This is a genomic window from Chlorogloeopsis fritschii PCC 6912 (assembly GCF_000317285.1).
GTDB lineage: Bacteria > Cyanobacteriota > Cyanobacteriia > Cyanobacteriales > Nostocaceae > Chlorogloeopsis > Chlorogloeopsis fritschii.
Genome location: NZ_AJLN01000100.1, coordinates 1 through 20,112 on the forward strand (window position 1 = coordinate 1; position 20,112 = coordinate 20,112).

Sequence of the window (20,112 nt, forward strand, 5' to 3'; positions counted from 1 at the left end):
TGGTATAACCTCAAGATTATTAAACAAGCAAAACCATACGTGTGGATACTGCGGTCACAAATTGACCTCAGAAGAAAAAGTGCATCTACATCATTTTGACAGCAATCATTTTAACTGGAAGGACTCGAACCTAACAGTGGTACACGAAAGTTGTCATGATTACATCCACATGAAGCAAAAGGGGAAGGGACTACGTTAGAACTTTAACCCTAAGAATATCGGAAGCTGGATGCTCGGAAACGGGCACGTCCAGATTTAAAAGAGAGGGGCGAGAGGTAATACTCTCCCTCGACTCTACCTGAACAGCTTTATGAAAGGGTATTTGCTGAATCTCTACTCTACTTTTATCGTAATCGTTCTAGATATAGCGATTGGCAAGCAGTAATAATTTACCCTTCACGCAGTATAGAACAAAGGGATATTAATCCCCATCGCTCATTACTGAACGGCGGACAAGTACATCGAGTATTCTTGGATGAATTAGGGAATATTCGCTCCTTACCTTTATGGGTAGCACTAATGGTGCTAACGACGGTGGCAGAAGAACAAGCACCAGCAGAAGCTAGGTATTTATTAACCAGAACTCACCAAGAAGTCTCATCAGAGGCGAGTCACGCCATAATAGAGATGATTACGACAATTATGGTATACAAGTTTGAACAATTGAGCAGAAAGGAGGTTGAGTCAATGCTAGGAATCACGCTCAAGGAAACGAGAGTTTACCGAGAAATCAAGGAAGAAGGACGTGAAGAAGCAACTGTTAATCTTGTGATTCGACAGTTAACTAAGCGATTCGGAGAACTTTCTGAGGAAATGCGCTCCTCAATTTCTAGTTTACCTTTGCCTGTGCTAGAAGATTTGAGTGAAGCACTGTTAGATTTTACCAGTTTGGCTGATTTGCAGGCTTGGATGGCAGCAAGATAAATGAAATTAGGGCGAGTCGCAAGCGCAAGCCTGGAAAAAGGCGTGACTTTAAGGTGCATTAACTAAGTACTTAAACAAATCATCAATAATTGCATTGATTGCCAAGATATCCATACTATACCAGTGTCCGGCATCTACAAAATAGACCTGATTTTGTTGAACTGCCTTAAGCTGTCGCCATAAAGGCCTTTGCTGTAGTTCTTCTAAAATTTCACGATCGCGTCTATTTCCATGAACTAAAAAGAAGAGAACATTACCATCAATATTAGCTAATCGTTCTTCAGAAATATTGTTTATATAATAAAAGTTTCCCCTTTGTGCTAATGGGCGTTGAAATCCAATATCGTTTAAAACCATGCCAACAGGATGTTTTTCTCCATAGGCCCAAATTCCATATGCTGAAGATATAGTAGCAACTGACACTAAAAGTTGATGGCGGCGATCGCCTAAAGCTTGTTTGAGATTTTCAATGCGTAGTTCATATTCGTCCATAAAGCGATCAGCTTCTTTTGTTTTGTCAAGTGCGATCGCTTGCTCATTTCCACATTCCCCGTATACGCCTGGCTTATAGAAAATATTCTCAATCAGGCTGGATAACAGAGTCTATGGAACTAAGATTCTTCCGTAATTTGCAAGCACAGCCACTAATGAAATAAATTCTTTATTGCAAATATTCCCGTGATTGCTGTAAATTAGACTATAGCGGTTTTCATAGTTAATAATAACTTGCAATTTGCTGTCTAAAATTGCTGTCAAAATATGACAAACATCCTCACAGAAGAACAAATCGATGAAATTGAACAGGAAACCTTAGAAAATTTAGAGGTCTCATATCATACTAAAGGCTTTGACAAGATTGAAAAATTACGTAATAGCTTACATGACACTTATTATCAAGTAGTTGAGCTTCGTCCAGGATTAAGTCTAGAAATTATCGATGATAATTATTACAAACAAGTAAGTTATACAGTAGACCACTATAATTTTTATGCACTAACAGCCAAATTTTATCTAGCAGGTAATCATAGAGTAATTTGTCCTGGTCTTAAAAGAGACAAAGAAAATTACCGAGAAACAGTAGGGAATAACTACTTATTTTATTTACCAGATATTGAAGAGATTGAGCAATATTTTGCAGGCGATCGCATCTATTTAATTAGGATTGTTTTAAACATAGACTTTCTCAGATCCTTCATTAATGGATTAGAGTATTTACCAAAACAATTGCAGCCTTTGTTGGAGAGTGACTCTCCACCCCTTTTTCATCGTCCTGTGGGCAAAATTACACTGGCAATGCAGACAGCTTTACAGCAAATTGTCAATGTACCTTATCAAGGAATGATACAAAGAATGTATCTCGAAGGCAAGGTACTAGAATTACTAGCTTTGCAGTTTGCCCAATTGTTAGAGGCTGAAGGAGATAAACAACCCTTGATTAATCTCAAAGCAGGTGATATTGAAAAAATTTATCAAGTTAAGGATATTTTAACCAAAAACTACGATCATCCACCTTCATTAATTGACTTAGCGAAAAAAGTTGGCATCAATGACAACAAACTAAAGTACGGTTTTCGTGAAGTGTTTGGCACTACAGTATTTGGATATTTGCGTGATTATCGTTTGGAAATAGCGCGGAAGTTGCTACAGGAACAAAAGCAGAACGTGAGAACTGTAGTGAATCTCATTGGTTATGCAAATCAAAGTCACTTTGCAGCCGCATTTAAGCGTAAATTTGGTATTACTCCCCAAGATTGTCGGTTAGGAAGAAAAGTTGTGTAACTGCGTTAGATAATTGCGGAGTTAGCCTAGCAGGTTTTTGCTTGTTAGCTATTTGCTGCTTACTTGCAGGTTTACCTCAGAACTTAACAAAAGTCTCCCGCTATGGTTAAAAACTCTCCGTCTACTATATAGATTTATCCTTCGTAAATTACGTAAACTCATTCACAGATATTTGCAAATTATTCGCAATATTTCTGTTTGCATTTGTGGAGTGAGGGGTATGGAGTCTCGGCAATCAAAAGAATTTATTTCAGTAGGGATTTTGTTGGCATTCATGTCATTTCTTGTACAACCAGCTGTTGCAAAAACTGAGTTGCGTAATTCCACTAGTCAGCCACAGTTGCTGGTGCAACAAAAAGATGTATCAGTTGTCAAGGTTACAGGTGTTAAAGTCAATTCCACAGATAAGGGTATCGAAGTCATCTTAGAAAGTACCCAAACGGAAGCACTTAAACCCGTGATTAAAAGCGAAGAAAATAACTATATTGCAGATATACCCAATGCAGTGCTAGCACTGCCCGAAGGTAAAGAATTTAGCGTTGCTAATCCCATGCCAGGGATTGTGTCTGTGAGTGTTATTCAAGCTGATGCTAATACTGTACGGGTAACAGTGACAGGTGAGGTGGGTTTACCAACAGCAGAGTTATTTGATAGTGATGAAGGTTTGGTTTTTGAACTTGCACCTGTTGCTGAAGCAACACAGCCACCGCAGCAATCAGAACAGCCGACGAGTGAAACACAGCCAGAGCAACCAACGGCGGAAAGTGATGAACCGATTGAATTGGTTGTGACAGGTGAACAAGACAGCTATCTAGTACCTACAGCCAGCACCGCAACTAAAACAGATACTCTCCTGCGTGATATACCCCAAGCAATTCAGGTGATTCCTCAACAAGTACTGCAAGATCAACAAGTGAGGCGCTTGAATGAAGCTTTACGAAATGCCCCAAGTGTTATATCCGATAACTCGGAACGTTCTGCTTTTGAAGGATTTACCATTCGTGGTTTTAGTAACCGTAATATCATTCGCAATGGTCTGAGAGACGATACTAACATCACAAGTAATGTTATTACTGATAATATTGAACAGATAGAGGTTTTGCGGGGGCCTGCTTCGGTTCTGTTTGGGCAAGGTGGAACCGGAGGTACAATTAATATCGTCACGAAACAACCTCAAAGTATTCCTTTTTATTCAATTGAGGGAACAATCGGTAGTTTTGACACCTATGGTGGTTCTATAGATTTTACAGGCCCGTTAAATGATGACAGAACTTTACTGTATCGCTTGAACGCATCTATATTCAGGACAGACACATTTGTTGATTTTTTTGACACAGAGCGTTACTTTATTGCTCCCAGCTTAACTTGGCTGATGGGTAAAAACACGCAATTAACTTTAGAAGCTGAGTATTCAGAGCAACGGCAACCAAATGACCGGGGTTTACCTGCTGTTGGTACAGTCTTACCCAACCCCAATGGTAAAATACCAATCAATCGTTTTATTGGTGAGCCTTTCTCTGAAATTGACAAAAATAATCGCCGTCCTTTGCGAATTGGCTATAATTTTGAACATCGTTTTAATGAAAACTGGCAGTTACGTAATGCCTTTAATTTTTCATACCTGAGTGTAGAACAAAATTCTTTGTTTCCATCAGCACTTTTAGAAGATAATCGCACGCTAGAACGGGGTTTAGTTATTTCTAAATTTGCACAACAAGCTTACAATTTAGATACAAATGTTGTGGGTAATTTCAAAACAGGTAGTGTTGACCACAAACTGTTATTTGGTATTGACCTGTCGAGAGATGTTTCTTATAACGAAGGCAGAGTCTTTTTTCGAGAACTTGACCCCATAGATATTTTTAATCCCGTTTATCGACGTGATAGTGCTGGTGCAGACCTTGAAGAAATTCCTAATGAACCTACAATATCTGAAGGTTTAGGAATTTATTTACAAGACCAAATTGCCTTATTCGACAATCTGAAATTGGTTCTAGGTGGGAGATTTGATATTGTTACCCAAACACTAGAAAATGCTCAAGGTGAATCTATTTCTTTTCAACAGGATGAAGCATTTAGTCCTCGTATTGGTATTGTCTATCAACCAACTCAAGCAGTTTCTCTCTACGCTAACTATAGCCGTTCTTTTCAACAGGTTACAGGAACAAGTTTAGACAGAAGACTTTTTGAACCAGAACGAGGAACTCAATATGAAGTTGGCATGAAAGTAGATTGGACAAAAAATCTTGCTTCAACTCTAGCTTTATATCAAATTACACGCTCTAATGTTCTCACATCTGACCCTAGAGATCCTAATTTTTCCATCCAGACAGGAGAACAAAGAAGTAGAGGAATTGAGTTAGATATAACAGGTGAAATTGCTCCGGGATGGAAAATAATTGGTGGCTATGCCTACACCGATGCAAGAGTGACTAAGGACAATGATATTCCAGAAGGAAATCGGATCAATAATGTGCCAGAACACGCTTTTAGCTTGTGGAGTACCTACGAAATCCAAACAGGAAATCTACAAGGATTAGGATTTGGTTTAGGGCTTTTTTATGTAGGAGAAAGAGAAGGAGATTTAGACAATAGCTTTAGTTTACCAAGTTATTTACGTACTGATGCAGCCTTGTTTTACCGCAGAAATAACTTTCGAGCAGCTCTGAATGTGCAAAACTTGTTTGACAATGAGTATTTTGAAGCAGGTGAAAGCGATCTGCGTGTTTTTCCCGGCGCACCGCGTACTGTAAGATTTACATTGGGTTGGCAATTTTAATTGCAGATGTAAATAGCAATTTTTGTAGGTGGGCACTGCTTAACTTTTCTCAAGCGCTTATTTTATGTTATGGACAGTGCCCACTTTACGGTTACATACAAAGTCCAAATTAGAACTTATACATAGCCCTGGAATTGCGCTAGGGCAGTTTCATCTCCAAAGTTATTACTAAAGTACACAATGATAAGGAAATGCTGGTATAAACACACCAAATTATTCTTAATCGTGACCTTAACTGTAATCTTTCTCAAGGGTTGCTATAGCTTTTCCGAGCAAAAAGTATATTCACCAACAGCAAAGCTAATAACATCCGAATGTCGAATTATTAAGCATGAATTAGGAGAAAGCTGTATTCCTCTTCATCCTCAACGGATCGTAGTGACGGGTCAAGATATTTTAGAAGTAGTAGTGGCTTTGGGTTTAAAACCAGTAGGAACAGTTCGGGCAAATATTGTGGGTAGCAAAGCGCGTGTATTAGCCGGAAAAGTTGATGACATAACTTATCTAGGAAGGGAAAGCCAACCAAATATCGAAAAAATGGTGCAACTGCATCCAGATTTAATTTTAGGATTTGGAATTGAACCACAAAACTATAATTTATTTTCTCAAATCGCTCCTACAGTTTCCATTGAGTTTGGTCAACATAATATTTGGAAATATTATTTGCGACGCATTGCTGAAATACTAGATAAAAGTGAAGAAGCTGAAAAATTACTTGCTCATTATCAACAAAGAGTGCAACAGATACAAATGGCTATGGGTAAAAGATTGAGTCAGCTAGATATTTCTGTAACTCGGTTTTATGCAGGACATAGTTTTACTCAATTTCAAACCCAGCTATCATTTTCTGGAAGTGTTTTAGAAGATTTAAAGCTTTCAATACCAGCCACACAACTTCAGGTTAGCCAAGGTAAAAGTTCAGATCATACCTATATACAAGTTAGTCTAGAACGCCTAGACTTGCTGGATGGAGATATTTTATTTGTAGCACTAGACCCAGGTGCGGAACGGAATTTCAGCAAATATAAAAATAGTTCTTTATGGCAAACCCTACACGCAGTTAAAAATGAACGAGTTTATCTTGTTGATTCCGGTTACTGGATTTTTGGCAATATTCTCTCAGCTAATGCGATTTTAGATGACCTTTTTAAAGTTATTCATGATGAAATAAATACTAAAAATGTCACAACAACTAAATTGTAGACGGAAAAGCAAAGGTGCTTTATTGGGAATGAGTGGTGCAGGCTTAAGTAAAATTGCTTGTGGTTTGGGTAGAACACCTTGGATTTGGATTCCAGCTCAATTTTGCTCGTCTTTCACTTTCTCTTTAAATAGCTGTTCGGATACTGCTATTTGGTTAGCTAAAGTACAACCAAATATGCAAGGAAGAGTTTTTGCTGCGCGATCGCTAATTGTGTAGCTAGTTACTGCGGTAGGCTATTTGATAGCGTGCTTTGCCATCTGGGAGTATTCTTGAATGAAAAAATCTTATTTTTATTCTTTAGTATTTATTTTAACAGTTATTACAGTTTTGATTTTTACTGCTTGTGATAAATATGTTACAAAAAATTTAATCCAGCCAAAGTTATCAAATTTAGAGTGTCGATTAATTAAGCATGAATTAGGAGAAACTTGTGTTCCGCTCAACCCAAAGCGTATTATCGTTACAGACCAAGTATCATTAGAAGCTTTGTTGGCATTAGGAGTGAAACCAATAGGTGTACCAGATACTGCTTTTGTTGCTAGTAAAGCGAGTTTTCTTCAAAGCAAGATGGCAGATATAGTTTATATAGGTAAAGAGCATCAGTTTAATTTAGAAACTATCTTAAAATTACAGCCTGATTTAATTGTGAGCTTATATGGTATTAATCCAGAAAGCTATAAATTATTTTCGCAAATTGCTCCTACAGTAAAATTGAAATATATCCATAATCAATGGAAAGAATCTTTGTTGCTGATTGCCGAAGTAGTAAACAAAAGTGATGAAGCAAAGGAATTATTAGCTAAATATCAACAACGCCTAGAAAAATTACGTACTACTTTGGGTGATAAAATTAAGAAAATAGAAGTTTCTGTTAGCCGTTTTCATGCTCAAGTTCAACTTCCGGAGTTCCGTTCTCAATATTCATTTCCTGGTAGCATTCTTACAGAAATAGGAATGAATATGCCAGTTAATCAACGTCGGTTAATTAATACTCCTGATGATACTTTGGTAATACTCAGCTTAGAACGCGTAGACTTACTCGATGCTGATGTTTTGTTTGTGGCAGTAGATCCTGGAGCGAAAGAGTTATTTCAAAAATATCAAAATAGTCAGATTTGGCAAACTCTCGATGTAGTGCAAAATCAACGAGTTTATAGTGTTGATACTAGTTATTGGATTTTTGGAAATATTTTATCAGCAAATGCTATTCTAGATGACTTATCTAAATACTTGGTAGGAAGCTCATAAAAATTTTTAATCTTGTCAAAAAATCCAATCAGCTTGCTGATCTCCTAAAATCTCATCAAAATTCCCCTGCGCTACAACTCTACCAGCTTTCATGACAATAATTTGGTCAGCACGACGTAAAACAGAACGCCGATGCGACACTACAAGACAAGTTGGTGTCCAATTATTTTGTTCCTGTTCATGTCTATTAGCAAATATTCGCGACCATAATGTTAACTCTGTTTCTACATCTAAGGCACTAGAAAGGTCATCAAATATAAGTAATTCAGGCTGACGTACAAACATTCGGGCTGCTGCTACTCGCTGTATTTGTCCACCAGAAAGTCGAACACCTTTTGCTCCAACCAAAGTTTCCAGTTGTTGATTCATAGTTACTAAATCTTGCTCAAACACAGCCATTTTTAAAGCAGTTTCGATTTCAAAATCAGTCTTTGATAAACCTAGCAAAATATTTTCTCGCAAGGAGTAACTAAAAAGTTGGGGAATTTGAGGAGTATAAGCACTACAAGGTGGAACAAAAAAATTGGCAGGATCTGCAATAATGTTTCCATTCCAGTAAATTTCCCCGCTTTGTTTAGGTAATAATCCTAATAACACCCGTAGCAATGTCGTTTTGCCAGAACCAATCCTACCAGTAATCACAGTTAAACTACCGCGCTGGATTTCAAAGCTGATATCTGTAATTCCTTGAGTAGTATTTGGATAGTAATAAGTTAAATTAGATATTTTTAATATTTGTAGGCGATCGCTCTCATTTTCCAAAGGTTGTTCTAATTGGGGTAGAGCTTTTTTAGTTTTGCCTAAATCTTGAATATAAAGGTGATTCGGAGCTACTAAAGTATCGGCTGATGCACCAGAAATTAAAGCCGCCATCCGTTCAAAGGAGACTTCTGTTTGCTTATAAAAAGCTATAAATCTGCCTAAAGAATTAAAAAAACCAGTTACAAACGAGAGGTTATAGACAAACAAAGCAAAGTCACCAACTGTTAGCTTACTAGCACCGCTTTGCATCAAAAAAGAAGTCATTAGCAAAATTAAACCTGTTCCCAAATTCACCATATTTTGAAATAGTGAATTGAGAATGGCATTTAAGAGGCTGTCTTTCACCATCATCTGACGACGCTTCTCGTTTAGATTGCGAAAATACTCCAGCACATCTTGTTCTGCACCAGCAACTTTAATTGCTTGCACCGAGCCAAATATTTCTCCTAAAATACCTGTCACTTTCTCAGTGGCTTGACGGCTAGCTATGCGATAGCGTTTGATGCGAGTTTCGGTTTGTTGGATAATTATTACCATCCCTACCAAAGGAAGGAAAACGAACAGTGTCATTTGCACATTGACACTTAATAAAATTACTAAAGAAATAACAGCAAATATTCCTTCTCCAAGAATTTCTGATACCCATGCTACATTATCTTCTATTTGCTCGGCATCATCACGAAAATAGCTAATTACTTCACCCGGTGATACAGTTTTGTTAGTTTCACCCTTAGCAATCATCGGTTGAGCATGAGGATTATTTAAAAGGCGTTCTAATAAGTTGCGTCTTACCAACGATCTCATCGTGAAACGGTGCTGAGTTTTGGTAATTCGCCCAGCAAAGATAACTGCAATATGTCCTAAATTGAGAGCTAGTAAAAAAGCAATGAATATCCAAGGTGATAAACCAAATTGAGCTTCGCCTGTGAGACTGTTAAAAAATTCCCGGATAATTAACCCAGGTAGGGCAGGTAAGCCCATAATCAAAATCCAAAAGCAAGTGTCAATCAAGTAAAGTTTTGGTTTATAGCAAATTAATTGCCATAATAATTTCCAACCTTGTAGCTTTTTTGTGGCTGACATCATAACTAATTCGTAATTTAAAATAGTACTAAATTAATAAATCACTTAAACCAGCCTGTAATAATTGGGCAAACCGCGAGTGAGAATTTTTGATTAATTCTTCCCGTTGTCCGTATTCACTGACTCTACCGTTTTCTAAAATCAAGATTTGATTCGCTCTTTTTACTGTTGCCAAGCGATGGGCAATAATGACGCCAGTACGCCCTATCAATAACTTGTCTATAGCTTTTTCAATCAGTTTTTCTGTAATTGGATCGAGGCGGGAGGATGCTTCATCTAGAATCACTAAACCAGGATTTTTGAGAAATACGCGGGTAAAAGCTAGTAACTGCGCCTGCCCAGCCGATAAGCCACTACTATCCGATCCCAAATTTGTGTCTAAACCGTTGGGTAATGAATGCAACCATTCTGACAATCCCAACATTTCTAGTGTTTCATAGATGCGATCGTCGCTGATATTTTGATTGAAAAAGGTGAGATTGTTACGAACTGTAGTTTGAAAAAGTTGTACATCTTGAGTTACTAATCCTACAAGTCTTGGTAAATCTGTCAACGGAGTTTGGTTTATAGGTACACCTCCCAAACGAATTGAGCCTGATTGTGAGTCGTATAATCTCAGTAATAATCGTGCCAAAGTTGTCTTACCGCTGCCAGTACGCCCCAATAATCCCAATACTTGATTTGGAGGTAAATAGAAGGAGATATCTTGCAATATCAAATCCCCATTCCCCTGTGCCTGCTCATCATAGCTAAAGGATACATTCTCAAAACTTATAGAAAGCGCACCATCAGGAATTGATTTATCCCCACCTACACTCAATTGAGATTGAATTTGTAATAACTCTGTGATGCGGTAAATACTAGCATCTGCTTGCTGGAGATCTTCAAACTGGTTGCGAATTTGTTCTATAGGTTCGCTCAAAAGAGTTGTGTAGTAGTACAAAAGATATACCGTGCCAATGGTAATAGCTTGTTGACTCCATAAGTAAGCACCCACTGTTAAAGCAATGATGCTACCAAGAGTAAAGACACCGTTGGTTGTACCCCAGAGAATTGTATCGGCAAACCGTGCTTTATGAAAGATAGGTAACCAGCGTCGCAAAATTTTGTAGAAGCGATGCATGACATAATTTTTAGCTCCATTGGCTCGGATGTCTTCCATTCCAGTTAGCTGCTCGCCCACGAAGCCGAAAAACTCTGCACTCACTTGGCGATAGCTTCCCCAGTGGGGAACGGCAATACCACGCAACCGAATCAGAGTAAATAAGGCGATCGCAGCAAAAAATAAAATAGCCAAACCCGCTCGCCAATCTTCGTAGAAGAGAACCAAAATCACACCCAACATCATGAGCAAATTACCCAAGATATGAACGGTGAATTTAGAGAAAAACTCAGACAAATTCTGAACATCACCGTCTATGCGTTCAACCAATTCGCCGGGTGTGCGGCATTTGTGAAAAGATAAATCTAGCCTTAAGCAATGCTCTACTAAGTCTGCACGCAAAGCATTAGTAGCTGTCCAAGCAACGTTTTCGCCGTAAAATGTTGCAGTAATTGAGATAACTTGCGTGATTAAAGCTATACCAATAAACAGCAAGGCTGCTAAGAATAATTTTTGACTAGAGCCACCAGCAACAGCCGTATCGATGAAGTAACGCAGAATTTGGGGGTTGAGGATTTGTAAACCAATGCTGATGAGGAGGGCGATCGCAAACTTGACAACCCTTGCCTTTTGTGGCTTTAGATACTCTACGAGTAAGTTCCAGTATTGCTGTAGTCCAATTTTCATAAAACCTTAGCTATCAGCAAGAATTTTCTTGATGCGGTGAAAGAATTCACAGTAATTGAGAAATTAATGCAAAAAAATTGTATGCTTAATAACAAATTAACAGTATAAAAATAGTTTATTCTCATCATGCTAGTGCTAATGACTGTCAATAAACTGTTACTTGCTGCATTTAATTACAAGTACAACTCAAACTGACTTTGGATTGATAATTCACAAGAACACATTGCTAATAATTAGCAACAAATCAAAACTTATTGCTATTCAGTATGACAATCACAATTTCACAACAAGCTTTTTGGGATTTATTTGTAGAGATACCAGAAACGGAAACAAAGGGCGATGGGCTAAACCCCACCGTAGATGAACGTTGGAATATGTTTGACACCATTTGTCATTTCCCGAAAGAATTAGGTCAAGGATTTTCTGGTGGAATAGAACTACGGGATGGTTTATATTTAGAAATTTCCGAATATCAACTGTATGACGATCTGATTGTAAAACTCCCCGAACGACAACATCCTTTAGAATACAGCTTTTATGTAACAGGATATCACCAAGATAACCATTTTTATATCAGTAACGGACAAAACAGTTTGTGGGGTAGCGGTTTAGCACCAAAAGAGAGATTTCAATCATTTAAATCAGAAAAAATAATTGATATTAATGTTCACATCGAACCAGAGTTATTTCGCTTTTTTATGGGTAAAGAAAAAAAGCAGCTTCCGCAAGAATTAACTCACCTCGTCAGAAAACCTCATCAAGAATATTATTCTCGTTCCGGCACTACAACTCCAGCAATGCAAGTAGCATTACAGCAAATTTTAAATTGTCCCTACCAGGGAATGATGAAACGGATGTACCTAGAAAGTAAAGTTTTGGAACTAATGGTATTGCTAATTGAAGAAGATGTGTCCGCACGTCATGGCAAAAATGATACTTTTTCATTAAAGCCTGATGATGTAGAACGCATTCACTATGCCAAAGAAATTTTACTACGTAATTTAGATAATCCTCCTTCTTTAATGGAATTATCCAGACAAGTCGGCTTGAATGACTGTACCCTCAAAAGAGGCTTTCGTTTAGTGTTTGGTACAACAGTGTTTGGCTATTTACATCATCATAGATTAGAACAGGCGCGAAAATTATTAGCCACAGGAGAAACAAGTATTTCTCAAGTAGCCCGTAGCGTTGGTTTTGCTAGTCGTAGCTACTTTGCCACCGCTTTTAGAAAAAAATTTGGCATCAATCCCAAAGAATTCTTAATAGCTAATTCACGGTCATGTATGGAACTTCATGAATTGATAGGGTAAGAACAAGAGAAAATAATGTTTGATTTTTAATATCAAAATTTTATATAGAAATTTAAGTATGTCAAAGCAATCATAACCTGATTTAACAACTTAAAAATTTAAAAATTCCGTCTAGCATTCAAAAAATTCCGTCTAGCGTTCAAAGCATTCACCCACGCCCAAGAGCTTTCCTGTAAGCTTCTTGATAGTAATTACTATTTGCAAAAGCAATAACCTGGAGGCAAAGCCTCGAAACCCTCGTTACCAGGTTGAACCTGGTAACGAGAACTAGAAGGGACTGGTGATTGGGGATTATCTCCTTGTCTCCGTGTCCCTGTGTCTCCGTGTCCTCTTTTCTCTTCTTGTGTGGTGAGTAGAGTGATGTCAAATCAGTTACAAAAACTAGCTTGGACGATCGGTTTGGCTTTGGTGTTGGTTAACCCATCTGTATTGGCTGAAAATAACCAAAAACCAATGTCTAAAATTTCTCAATTGAGTGATATAGAAAAACCTGCGACTAGTATTCAGCAGTGGCTTGCTCAGTCTCTTGTTCAGGTAATAGGTGTGAAGTTACAAGCAACAGACAAAGGGATAGAGGTAATTTTAGAAACCAATCAATCAGATCAACTGCAACTCACAAATAAAAGTGAGGGGAATAGCTATATTGTTGAAATTCCTAATGCTCAATTACGTCTACCTAGTGGTAATACATTCCGTCAAGAAAAACCAATTGCAGGAATCACTGAAGTTACAGTTACCAACTTAGATGCAAACACGATTCGCCTGATGGTAACTGGTGAAACTGATGCACCACAAGTTGAATTATTTGATGATGATGAAGGTTTGATTTTTGGGGTGATACCTGCCGTGTCTACTGCGGAAACACCACAGACACAGCCAACACCACAGCAACCAGAACAACCATCAGCACAAAATGAAGAACCAATAGAATTGGTGGTTACAGGTGAACAAGATGGATACCGTGTAGAAGAAGCATCAACTGCAACCAGAACTGATACACCTATCCGTGATATACCCCAGTCTATTCAGGTAATACCCCGCGAAGTTCTAAAAGATCAAGGAACAATCCGCGTTAGGGATGCACTGCAAAATGTGAGTGGTTCTACAAATGCTGGTTATTACCAAGGTTTTAGCGAATATCTTTCTTTACGTGGTTTCAATGCAAATTTATTTCGGGATGGAATTCGTTCCTACCAGGATTTCGGTGGCTTAATTGAAACAGCTGATATTGAACGTATAGAAGTTCTTAAAGGCCCAGCATCAGTCTTATTTGGAGATGCACCTCCAGGTGGTTTGGTTAACTTAGTTACTAAACAACCTCTAACTCAACCATTTTATTCTTTTGAGGGAACTGTTGGCAGTTTTAGCACTTATCGAGGTGCAATTGATTTATCGGGGCCGTTAAATGATAGTAGAAGTATACTTTCTCGTTTCAATGCTTTTTATGAAAATGCTGGAAGTTTTCGTGATTTTGTAAATTCAGAGCGTGTATTTCTTGCTCCTAAATTCAAGTTTGCGCTTGGTGCTAACACAAATTTAACTATAGATGGTTCCTGGCTCCAGGAAACACGAACAGCAGATGATGGAACTGTGGCAATAGGTAATCGTCCAGCAGATTTACCACGGGAACGTTTTTTAGGTGAACCGTTCCAGGATGTGGAAATAAATGTCACTAATTTTAGTTATTTATTTGACCATAAGTTTAATGACCAATGGTCAATTAGAAATGCTTTTCGTGCTCAGTTCGTAAATTTAGAACGCTACTATCCTCTACGAGATTCTCTCGATGAAGAAACAGGTGAATTAAGTAGATTGAAATATTTTTCCCAGCGTCGAGATAATGCTTATTCAGTTCAAACAGATGTGCTAGGAAAATTTTCGACAGGTTCAATTAAACATCAATTATTGTTGGGATTTGACTATACTAAAAACACCGAGGATGGAACTTTTGGAGACTTTGAACCTTACCCATCTATTAATATATTTAACCCAGTTTATACTCGTTTAAGGTATCCGAAGCGAGAAATATTAAATTTCTTCCGTGATGATACTCTCGATAAATATGGATTTTATTTTCAAGACCAAATCGAAATCATTCCCCAACTCAAATTACTCGCAGGAGGACGATTCGATATTTTTGAGCAAAATCGCAGTACACGTAATTTAGGTGAAGAAAAGGAAGAATTTTTCCAATCTGATAGTAAATTTAGTCCACGTTTGGGAATAGTTTATCAACCATCTCAAAATATCTCTCTTTACGCATCTTATGCAACCTCTTTTGAACCTAGTTTTGGTGCAAGTCGCAATGGCAATGATGAACCTTTTAAACCGGAAACAGGCAGACAATTTGAGATAGGTGTAAAAGCTGATATTACCCGCAATTTGAGTGCGACTTTAGCATTGTATGACCTCCGCAAGCAAAATGTTACTGTTGATGACCCCAATTCAGCCGATCCCAACGATCAAATTCAAACTGGGGAACAGACAAGCAGAGGAATTGAATTTGACATTGCTGGGGAAATTATCCCTGGTTGGAAAGTGATAGCGTCTTATGCTTACATTGATGCGTTTATTAGCAAAGATACCACTGATTTAGAAGGCCGCCGTCGAGAAAATATCCCAGAACACTCAGCAAGTTTATGGACAACCTATGAAATTCAACAAGGAAGTCTGCAAGGATTGGGATTTGGATTAGGATTATTTTTTGTTGGCGATCGCTTCGGGGATTTAGATAACAGTTATGTTTTACCAAGCTATGTCCGCACAGATGCGTCGGTATTTTACAGGCGTGATAACTGGAGAGCCGCTTTAAATATTCGCAACTTGTTTGACAAAACCTATTTTATTGGTTCTGAGGGTACTCGTTTAGGTGTCTACTACGGCGAACCTTTAACATTGATTGGTTCGTTTGCAATTGAATTTTGACGAAAATCAGGTGTGGGGTATGAGATTCCATCATGAATGACAGCCATATCAAAATAACCCTCAAATTATTTTTGCTAGGGATTGTTACTATTGTCTTGCTTTTAGCTTGTCATAGTAATATTTCGCAAAAAGCAATTCAAGGTAACCACACCTTACCCATATCTCCTCTCCCGGTAGCCACAAAAGTAGTTAAACACGCTTTTGGGGAAACAATAATTCCCGTCAAGCCACAGCGAATTATTGTATTAAATGATATTGCCCTTTTAGACCCGGTATTATCTTTGGGTGTCAAACCCATTGGCACAGTAACTTATTTTCCAGAGTATGACTTTTTATTTCGTGGTGTGACTAATGATGAGGCGGCAGGCATTGAGTTTGTTGGCGTGGGAAATCAGCCTAACTTGGAAAAGGTTCTTTTGCTCAAACCCGATTTAATTTTGATGCGTGAATATCAAAAGAGCGTCTATAAAGAATTATCTGCGATCGCACCTACAGTAGTTGTAGACTTGCCGGGTTTGAATTACTCTTTTAAAGAAAATCTCCGCTTTATTGCTAAAGTACTAGGGAAGTCTGAAAAAGCAGAACAAGTCATCGATCAATACAACGCACGAGTTAAAAAGTTACAAAATTTCATGGGTGAGCGTCTAAAAGAGATAGAAGTATCAGTAATTAATCTTTTTGAGAAAAGTCTGATTGCTACATATTCAGATAATGAAACTTATAATCAAGTTTTCCAAGATATTGGCATCAGACTTATACCTATATTGGCAAACCAAAAAGAAGAGACTTTAGTATCGAGTATTGAGGTATTAAATAAGTACGATGCTGATATTTTGTTCGTCATGAATGATACTCAAGAATTGACACAAGCTTTTTTTAAAAATCCTCTTTTAACTACACTCAAAGCTGCTAAAAACAATCGAGTGTATGAAGTCCAAGTAAATAGATGGTGGACATTCGGATTTTTAGGAGTGAATAAGCTACTTGATGATTTGTTTAAATATCTAGTTCAGCCATAGTCTTCGTGAAAATTAACCACCCAGAATCCGGTTAAAGGCAAAATATACGCCTATCCGAAATATGATTCCTGATAGGAAGTTCTAAGGGTAAGAAGTTAAGTCTCTACTACGGCAAACCTTTAACGTTGATTGGTTCGTTTGCGATTGAATTTTGACGAAAATAGGGTGTGGAGTATAAGATTCCATCATGAATGACAGTTATATCAAAATAAAAAGCTTTACTCGCTTATTACAATTCCAAATTGTAATATTTTGTACTCTACTGCTGGCTGTAGCTTGTCATCATGGTGGTTCTATACCTGCTAATTATCAAAGTACAAACCCAGCTTGTCGTCAGTTTGAACACGCTGCGGGAATCACCTGCATTCCGGAAAAGTTTGAGCGACTTGTAACTCTCGATGACGCTTCGTTTGAAAATGCGATCGCATTAGGTATTAAACCTGTTGGTAGCATTTTCTTCGATTTCTCTTTTTATTTACAAGATAAGTTGATCGGAGTGAAAAACATTGGTAAGAATGGTGAACCTAATTTAGAAAATATTCTCGCGCTTAAACCAGACTTAATTTTGGGTTCAGACTATCAGCGATATATTTATAATCTATCTTCAAAAATTGCCCCCACAATTTTATTTAACTTTGAACATAGTGGTAAATGGAAAGAGGTGTTTACCAATATGAGTGTGGTATTAGATAAGGAAGAAACTGGTCAAAAAGTCATGGAAAATTATTACCGTCGCCTCAAAGAATTTAAGCAAAAAATGGGTGATAATTTATCAAAAATAAAAGTTTCTGTAGTGCGAGTGTACCCAAATACTATCAATCTTTATCTACGTGATTCATTTTGCGGAACCGTGTTACAAGATGCTGGATTATCTCGTCCAAACTCACAAAATTTCAGTGCATCAGAGGGAGAGAAGTTATTTGGTAATTCGATTCAAATGTCTATCGGTAATGAATTAATAGAAAAAGCAGACGGTGATGTTATATTTATCTGGACGGCTGAAAATAGTACCCAAGGAAACCAAACAGCAAAAAATAAATTAGAGCAACTCAAATCCAATCCATTGTGGCAAAATTTAAAAGCTGTGCAAAAAAATAAAGTTTATTTAGTTCCAGACTACTGGATTGGAAGCGGTATTTTAGCTGCAAACGCGATTATTGATGATTTATTTAAGTACCTCATAAATTCACCATAAAATTACTCTAAAATAGTTAGTTTGATATAAAATTATTACTAAAATTTTGTTTAGATACTTTTTATAAATCCCTGACTATGACACTTCATACTTTATTTGTTTGTAAATCGTGCAGTGCTATTCTCGATCACGAAGAAGCAGACGATCGCGCTGAAGGAAATCAACTATTCCTCAAACTGCTGGAAGCTCAAAAAAATAATCCTATTTACGGCACTCTCAATATTGAATCTGTGGGATGCCTGTGGACTTGCGTTGAGAAACGCTCTTGTGTTGTTACCTTTGTTTGTCCACAAAAATATACATACCATTTTGTCGATCTAACAGAAGATAGTACAACTGAGTTGTTGCAATTCAGCCAGCTTTATCAAGAAAGTCAAGACGGATATGTTTTACCCCCCAAGCTACCTGGAACACTGCGATCGCATCTGCTAGCACGCATCCCTCCTACACCTGAAGCGATCGCCAAGACTTAAGGCAAGATTTGGTGCAATAAAAAACCCCAGCCGATTAGCTGAGGCGAGAGGAGAAGTACGAATGACAATTGTAAATATCGATACAGACGTCCAAAAGTTTTAGATGACGCCCAAATCTATGTAAATTTCAATTTATATAGGGTAGTTATTTGATTTTTTTAATTTGTGTAAATTAATATAACAATAAATATTACAAATAGTCAATAGTGGTTGACACTAAAATACTCATAGACTAAAGATAATGCCGAATTAGCAACAACAGAGTCAAGCGATCGCCTGATTGGATGTTGTACATTGGGTGTTGTACAGTGATTCAGATCTTGCATCTGAGTTCTTGTCCGCCAAGAAATAAATTTCAAAGGCTTAAAGCTAAATTCTACTAAAGTAGACTGGGTAAAGTTTTCAGTCAGTTTTAACTGACAGTAGCTATCAGCCTAGAACTTCAGTTCTAGGCGTTTTAGGGGCGAGGCGCAAGATGTGAAGTGAGGTATCCACCGATCGCGATCGCGTACAAGCTTAGTGTTTCTAGTTAGAACTTGGATGACAAATTGGGGCTGTTGTTGCCATCATCACTAATTGGTAGTGGAAGTGATGTTTGCATTCGGACGTAATACCAAGTCGTTAATCAGCGGTGCATGATCGGAATTATGATTAGCTCCCACGTGAATTTTAACGACACCGAAATGCTGATTAATCAGACAGTGATCGATGGGGATATTGATCGAGGGAAGAATCCACGAGGGTAAATTTGCATAGGTTGTTGGTCGTGGCCATGTGGGTAATATACCAAAACCCAAGCGAGTGTTATGCAACTTTGTTTCGCCAATCAAACGTCGGTAGTAGGGCGACCAGGGTGTTAAGTTAAAATCTCCTACTAGAATCAATGGTTGATCGACTCCTTGAATATAATCACTCAATGCTGCTAATTGACTATTACGACCATGAAAATTCCTCCGTGTTAGAGGTACTAGAGGATGAATTCCAATAAACTTAATCAGTTGTCTATTAACTTCTAAAGTCGCGATCAGACTATGATTTCCTTTGCCATTAAAATTATCTCCCCTGGCATCTTTAATAGGTAAGCGACTGAGAATCGCAAGACCGCCACCAGGACTTCTAAAAGAATAGGGTAAAATGTCTTGTAACCCCGTTTTTAAATTTTCAACTGCGGTGCGATTAACTTCAATAAATAAAGCGACATCAGGTTGGCGATCGCGAACACTATTAATAATGTCATTATAACGAGTGTTTTGAATATGAATATTGAAAGATAAAATCCGAATCTGGTTGTTTGTATTACTAGCTGCCTGTTGCCAATGAGGTAAATACCAAGGAATCACCTCAATTGAATTTAATCCAACTAATAATAAGGCAGTGAGAACTAAGATTTTACTTTTGAGATAGCGTTTGCTCCAAAGAATAATAAAAGTAATACTGAGTATTAACGATAAAATCAAATACTGAACTCGGAAATGAGTTATCAATTCTAGCGGCCAAAACCAAGCAAAATAGCTACTTAAGGATAGTAATCCTAAAACCAATAATATAGAGGTTGCTAAAATTAAAATTATTCTTAGAAGCATGGGTTGCATCAATTTTGAATGTTGAAGCTACTGAGAGAG

15 protein-coding genes and 1 pseudogene are annotated in these 20,112 nt (G+C 37.6%); 11 read left to right on the top strand and 5 right to left on the bottom strand.

Translation table 11 applies throughout. The features are described from left to right. Window positions 1-300 precede the first annotated feature (300 nt). Window positions 301-924, top strand: a pseudogene (locus tag UYC_RS35635) (DUF2887 domain-containing protein); the annotation flags it as partial. Window positions 925-972: 48 nt separating this feature from the next. Here the strand turns inward: UYC_RS35635 and UYC_RS0119330 are convergent. Then, a complete protein-coding gene (locus tag UYC_RS0119330; protein ID WP_321164269.1) occupies window positions 973-1,524 on the bottom strand; it encodes an ABC transporter substrate-binding protein in 552 nt (183 codons plus the stop codon). A 159-nt stretch (window positions 1,525-1,683) separates the two neighbouring features. Here UYC_RS0119330 and UYC_RS0119340 point away from each other — a divergent pair, with 159 nt between their 5' ends. The 5 genes from UYC_RS0119340 to UYC_RS0119360 all read left to right on the top strand — a co-directional run bounded on the left by UYC_RS0119340 (window position 1,684) and on the right by UYC_RS0119360 (window position 7,934). Then, window positions 1,684-2,703 (top strand): helix-turn-helix transcriptional regulator, encoded by a 1,020-nt coding sequence (locus UYC_RS0119340; protein ID WP_016875667.1) that lies wholly within the window; start codon window positions 1,684-1,686, stop codon window positions 2,701-2,703. 220 nt (window positions 2,704-2,923) lie between these two features. Further along, the gene (locus tag UYC_RS0119345; protein ID WP_016875666.1) at window positions 2,924-5,482 is read left to right on the top strand and encodes a TonB-dependent receptor; all 2,559 of its coding nucleotides are present in this window, start codon (window positions 2,924-2,926) and stop codon (window positions 5,480-5,482) included. Window positions 5,483-5,707: 225 nt separating this feature from the next. After that, the gene (locus tag UYC_RS0119350; protein ID WP_016875665.1) at window positions 5,708-6,685 is read left to right on the top strand and encodes an iron-siderophore ABC transporter substrate-binding protein; all 978 of its coding nucleotides are present in this window, start codon (window positions 5,708-5,710) and stop codon (window positions 6,683-6,685) included. Beyond that, window positions 6,663-6,902, top strand: a complete 240-nt coding sequence (locus UYC_RS0119355; RefSeq protein ID WP_016875664.1) for a hypothetical protein — start codon at window positions 6,663-6,665, stop codon at window positions 6,900-6,902. Before UYC_RS0119350 ends, UYC_RS0119355 begins: the two co-directional genes overlap by 23 nt. Window positions 6,903-6,959: 57 nt before the next feature. Further along, a complete protein-coding gene (locus UYC_RS0119360; protein ID WP_016875663.1) occupies window positions 6,960-7,934 on the top strand; it encodes an iron-siderophore ABC transporter substrate-binding protein in 975 nt (324 codons plus the stop codon). A gap of 15 nt (window positions 7,935-7,949) precedes the next feature. Here UYC_RS0119360 and UYC_RS0119365 read toward each other — a convergent pair whose 3' ends face one another. Both UYC_RS0119365 and UYC_RS0119370 read right to left on the bottom strand, forming a co-directional pair. Next, a complete protein-coding gene (locus UYC_RS0119365) occupies window positions 7,950-9,779 on the bottom strand; it encodes an ABC transporter ATP-binding protein (RefSeq protein ID WP_016875662.1) in 1,830 nt (609 codons plus the stop codon). Window positions 9,780-9,807: 28 nt separating this feature from the next. Beyond that, a complete protein-coding gene (locus UYC_RS0119370; protein ID WP_016875661.1) occupies window positions 9,808-11,568 on the bottom strand; it encodes an ABC transporter ATP-binding protein in 1,761 nt (586 codons plus the stop codon). 266 nt (window positions 11,569-11,834) lie between these two features. Here UYC_RS0119370 and UYC_RS0119375 point away from each other — a divergent pair, with 266 nt between their 5' ends. From UYC_RS0119375 to UYC_RS0119395, 5 genes are all read left to right on the top strand, one after another. Then, window positions 11,835-12,878, top strand: coding sequence for a helix-turn-helix transcriptional regulator (locus UYC_RS0119375; RefSeq protein WP_016875660.1), 1,044 nt, complete (start codon window positions 11,835-11,837; stop codon window positions 12,876-12,878). A 360-nt stretch (window positions 12,879-13,238) separates the two neighbouring features. Next, window positions 13,239-15,803 carry a TonB-dependent siderophore receptor gene (locus tag UYC_RS0119380; protein ID WP_016875659.1) on the top strand — a complete coding sequence of 855 codons (2,565 nt, stop codon included), beginning with the start codon at window positions 13,239-13,241 and terminating at the stop codon, window positions 15,801-15,803. 32 nt (window positions 15,804-15,835) lie between these two features. Further along, a complete protein-coding gene (locus UYC_RS0119385) occupies window positions 15,836-16,822 on the top strand; it encodes an ABC transporter substrate-binding protein (protein WP_016875658.1) in 987 nt (328 codons plus the stop codon). A gap of 187 nt (window positions 16,823-17,009) precedes the next feature. Next, window positions 17,010-18,017 (top strand): iron-siderophore ABC transporter substrate-binding protein, encoded by a 1,008-nt coding sequence (locus tag UYC_RS0119390; protein ID WP_016875657.1) that lies wholly within the window; start codon window positions 17,010-17,012, stop codon window positions 18,015-18,017. Between the two features lie 77 nt (window positions 18,018-18,094). Then, window positions 18,095-18,490, top strand: a complete 396-nt coding sequence (locus UYC_RS0119395) for a DUF1636 domain-containing protein (RefSeq protein WP_016875656.1) — start codon at window positions 18,095-18,097, stop codon at window positions 18,488-18,490. A gap of 200 nt (window positions 18,491-18,690) precedes the next feature. Here UYC_RS0119395 and UYC_RS39960 read toward each other — a convergent pair whose 3' ends face one another. Both UYC_RS39960 and UYC_RS0119400 read right to left on the bottom strand, forming a co-directional pair. Then, entirely contained in the window at window positions 18,691-18,816 is a 126-nt protein-coding gene (locus UYC_RS39960) for a hypothetical protein (RefSeq protein WP_268744001.1), read from the bottom strand. A gap of 246 nt (window positions 18,817-19,062) precedes the next feature. Further along, complete coding sequence (locus tag UYC_RS0119400) at window positions 19,063-20,073, bottom strand: endonuclease/exonuclease/phosphatase family protein (RefSeq protein ID WP_235082975.1); 1,011 nt, start codon at window positions 20,071-20,073, stop codon at window positions 19,063-19,065. Between the last annotated feature and the right edge of the window lie 39 nt (window positions 20,074-20,112).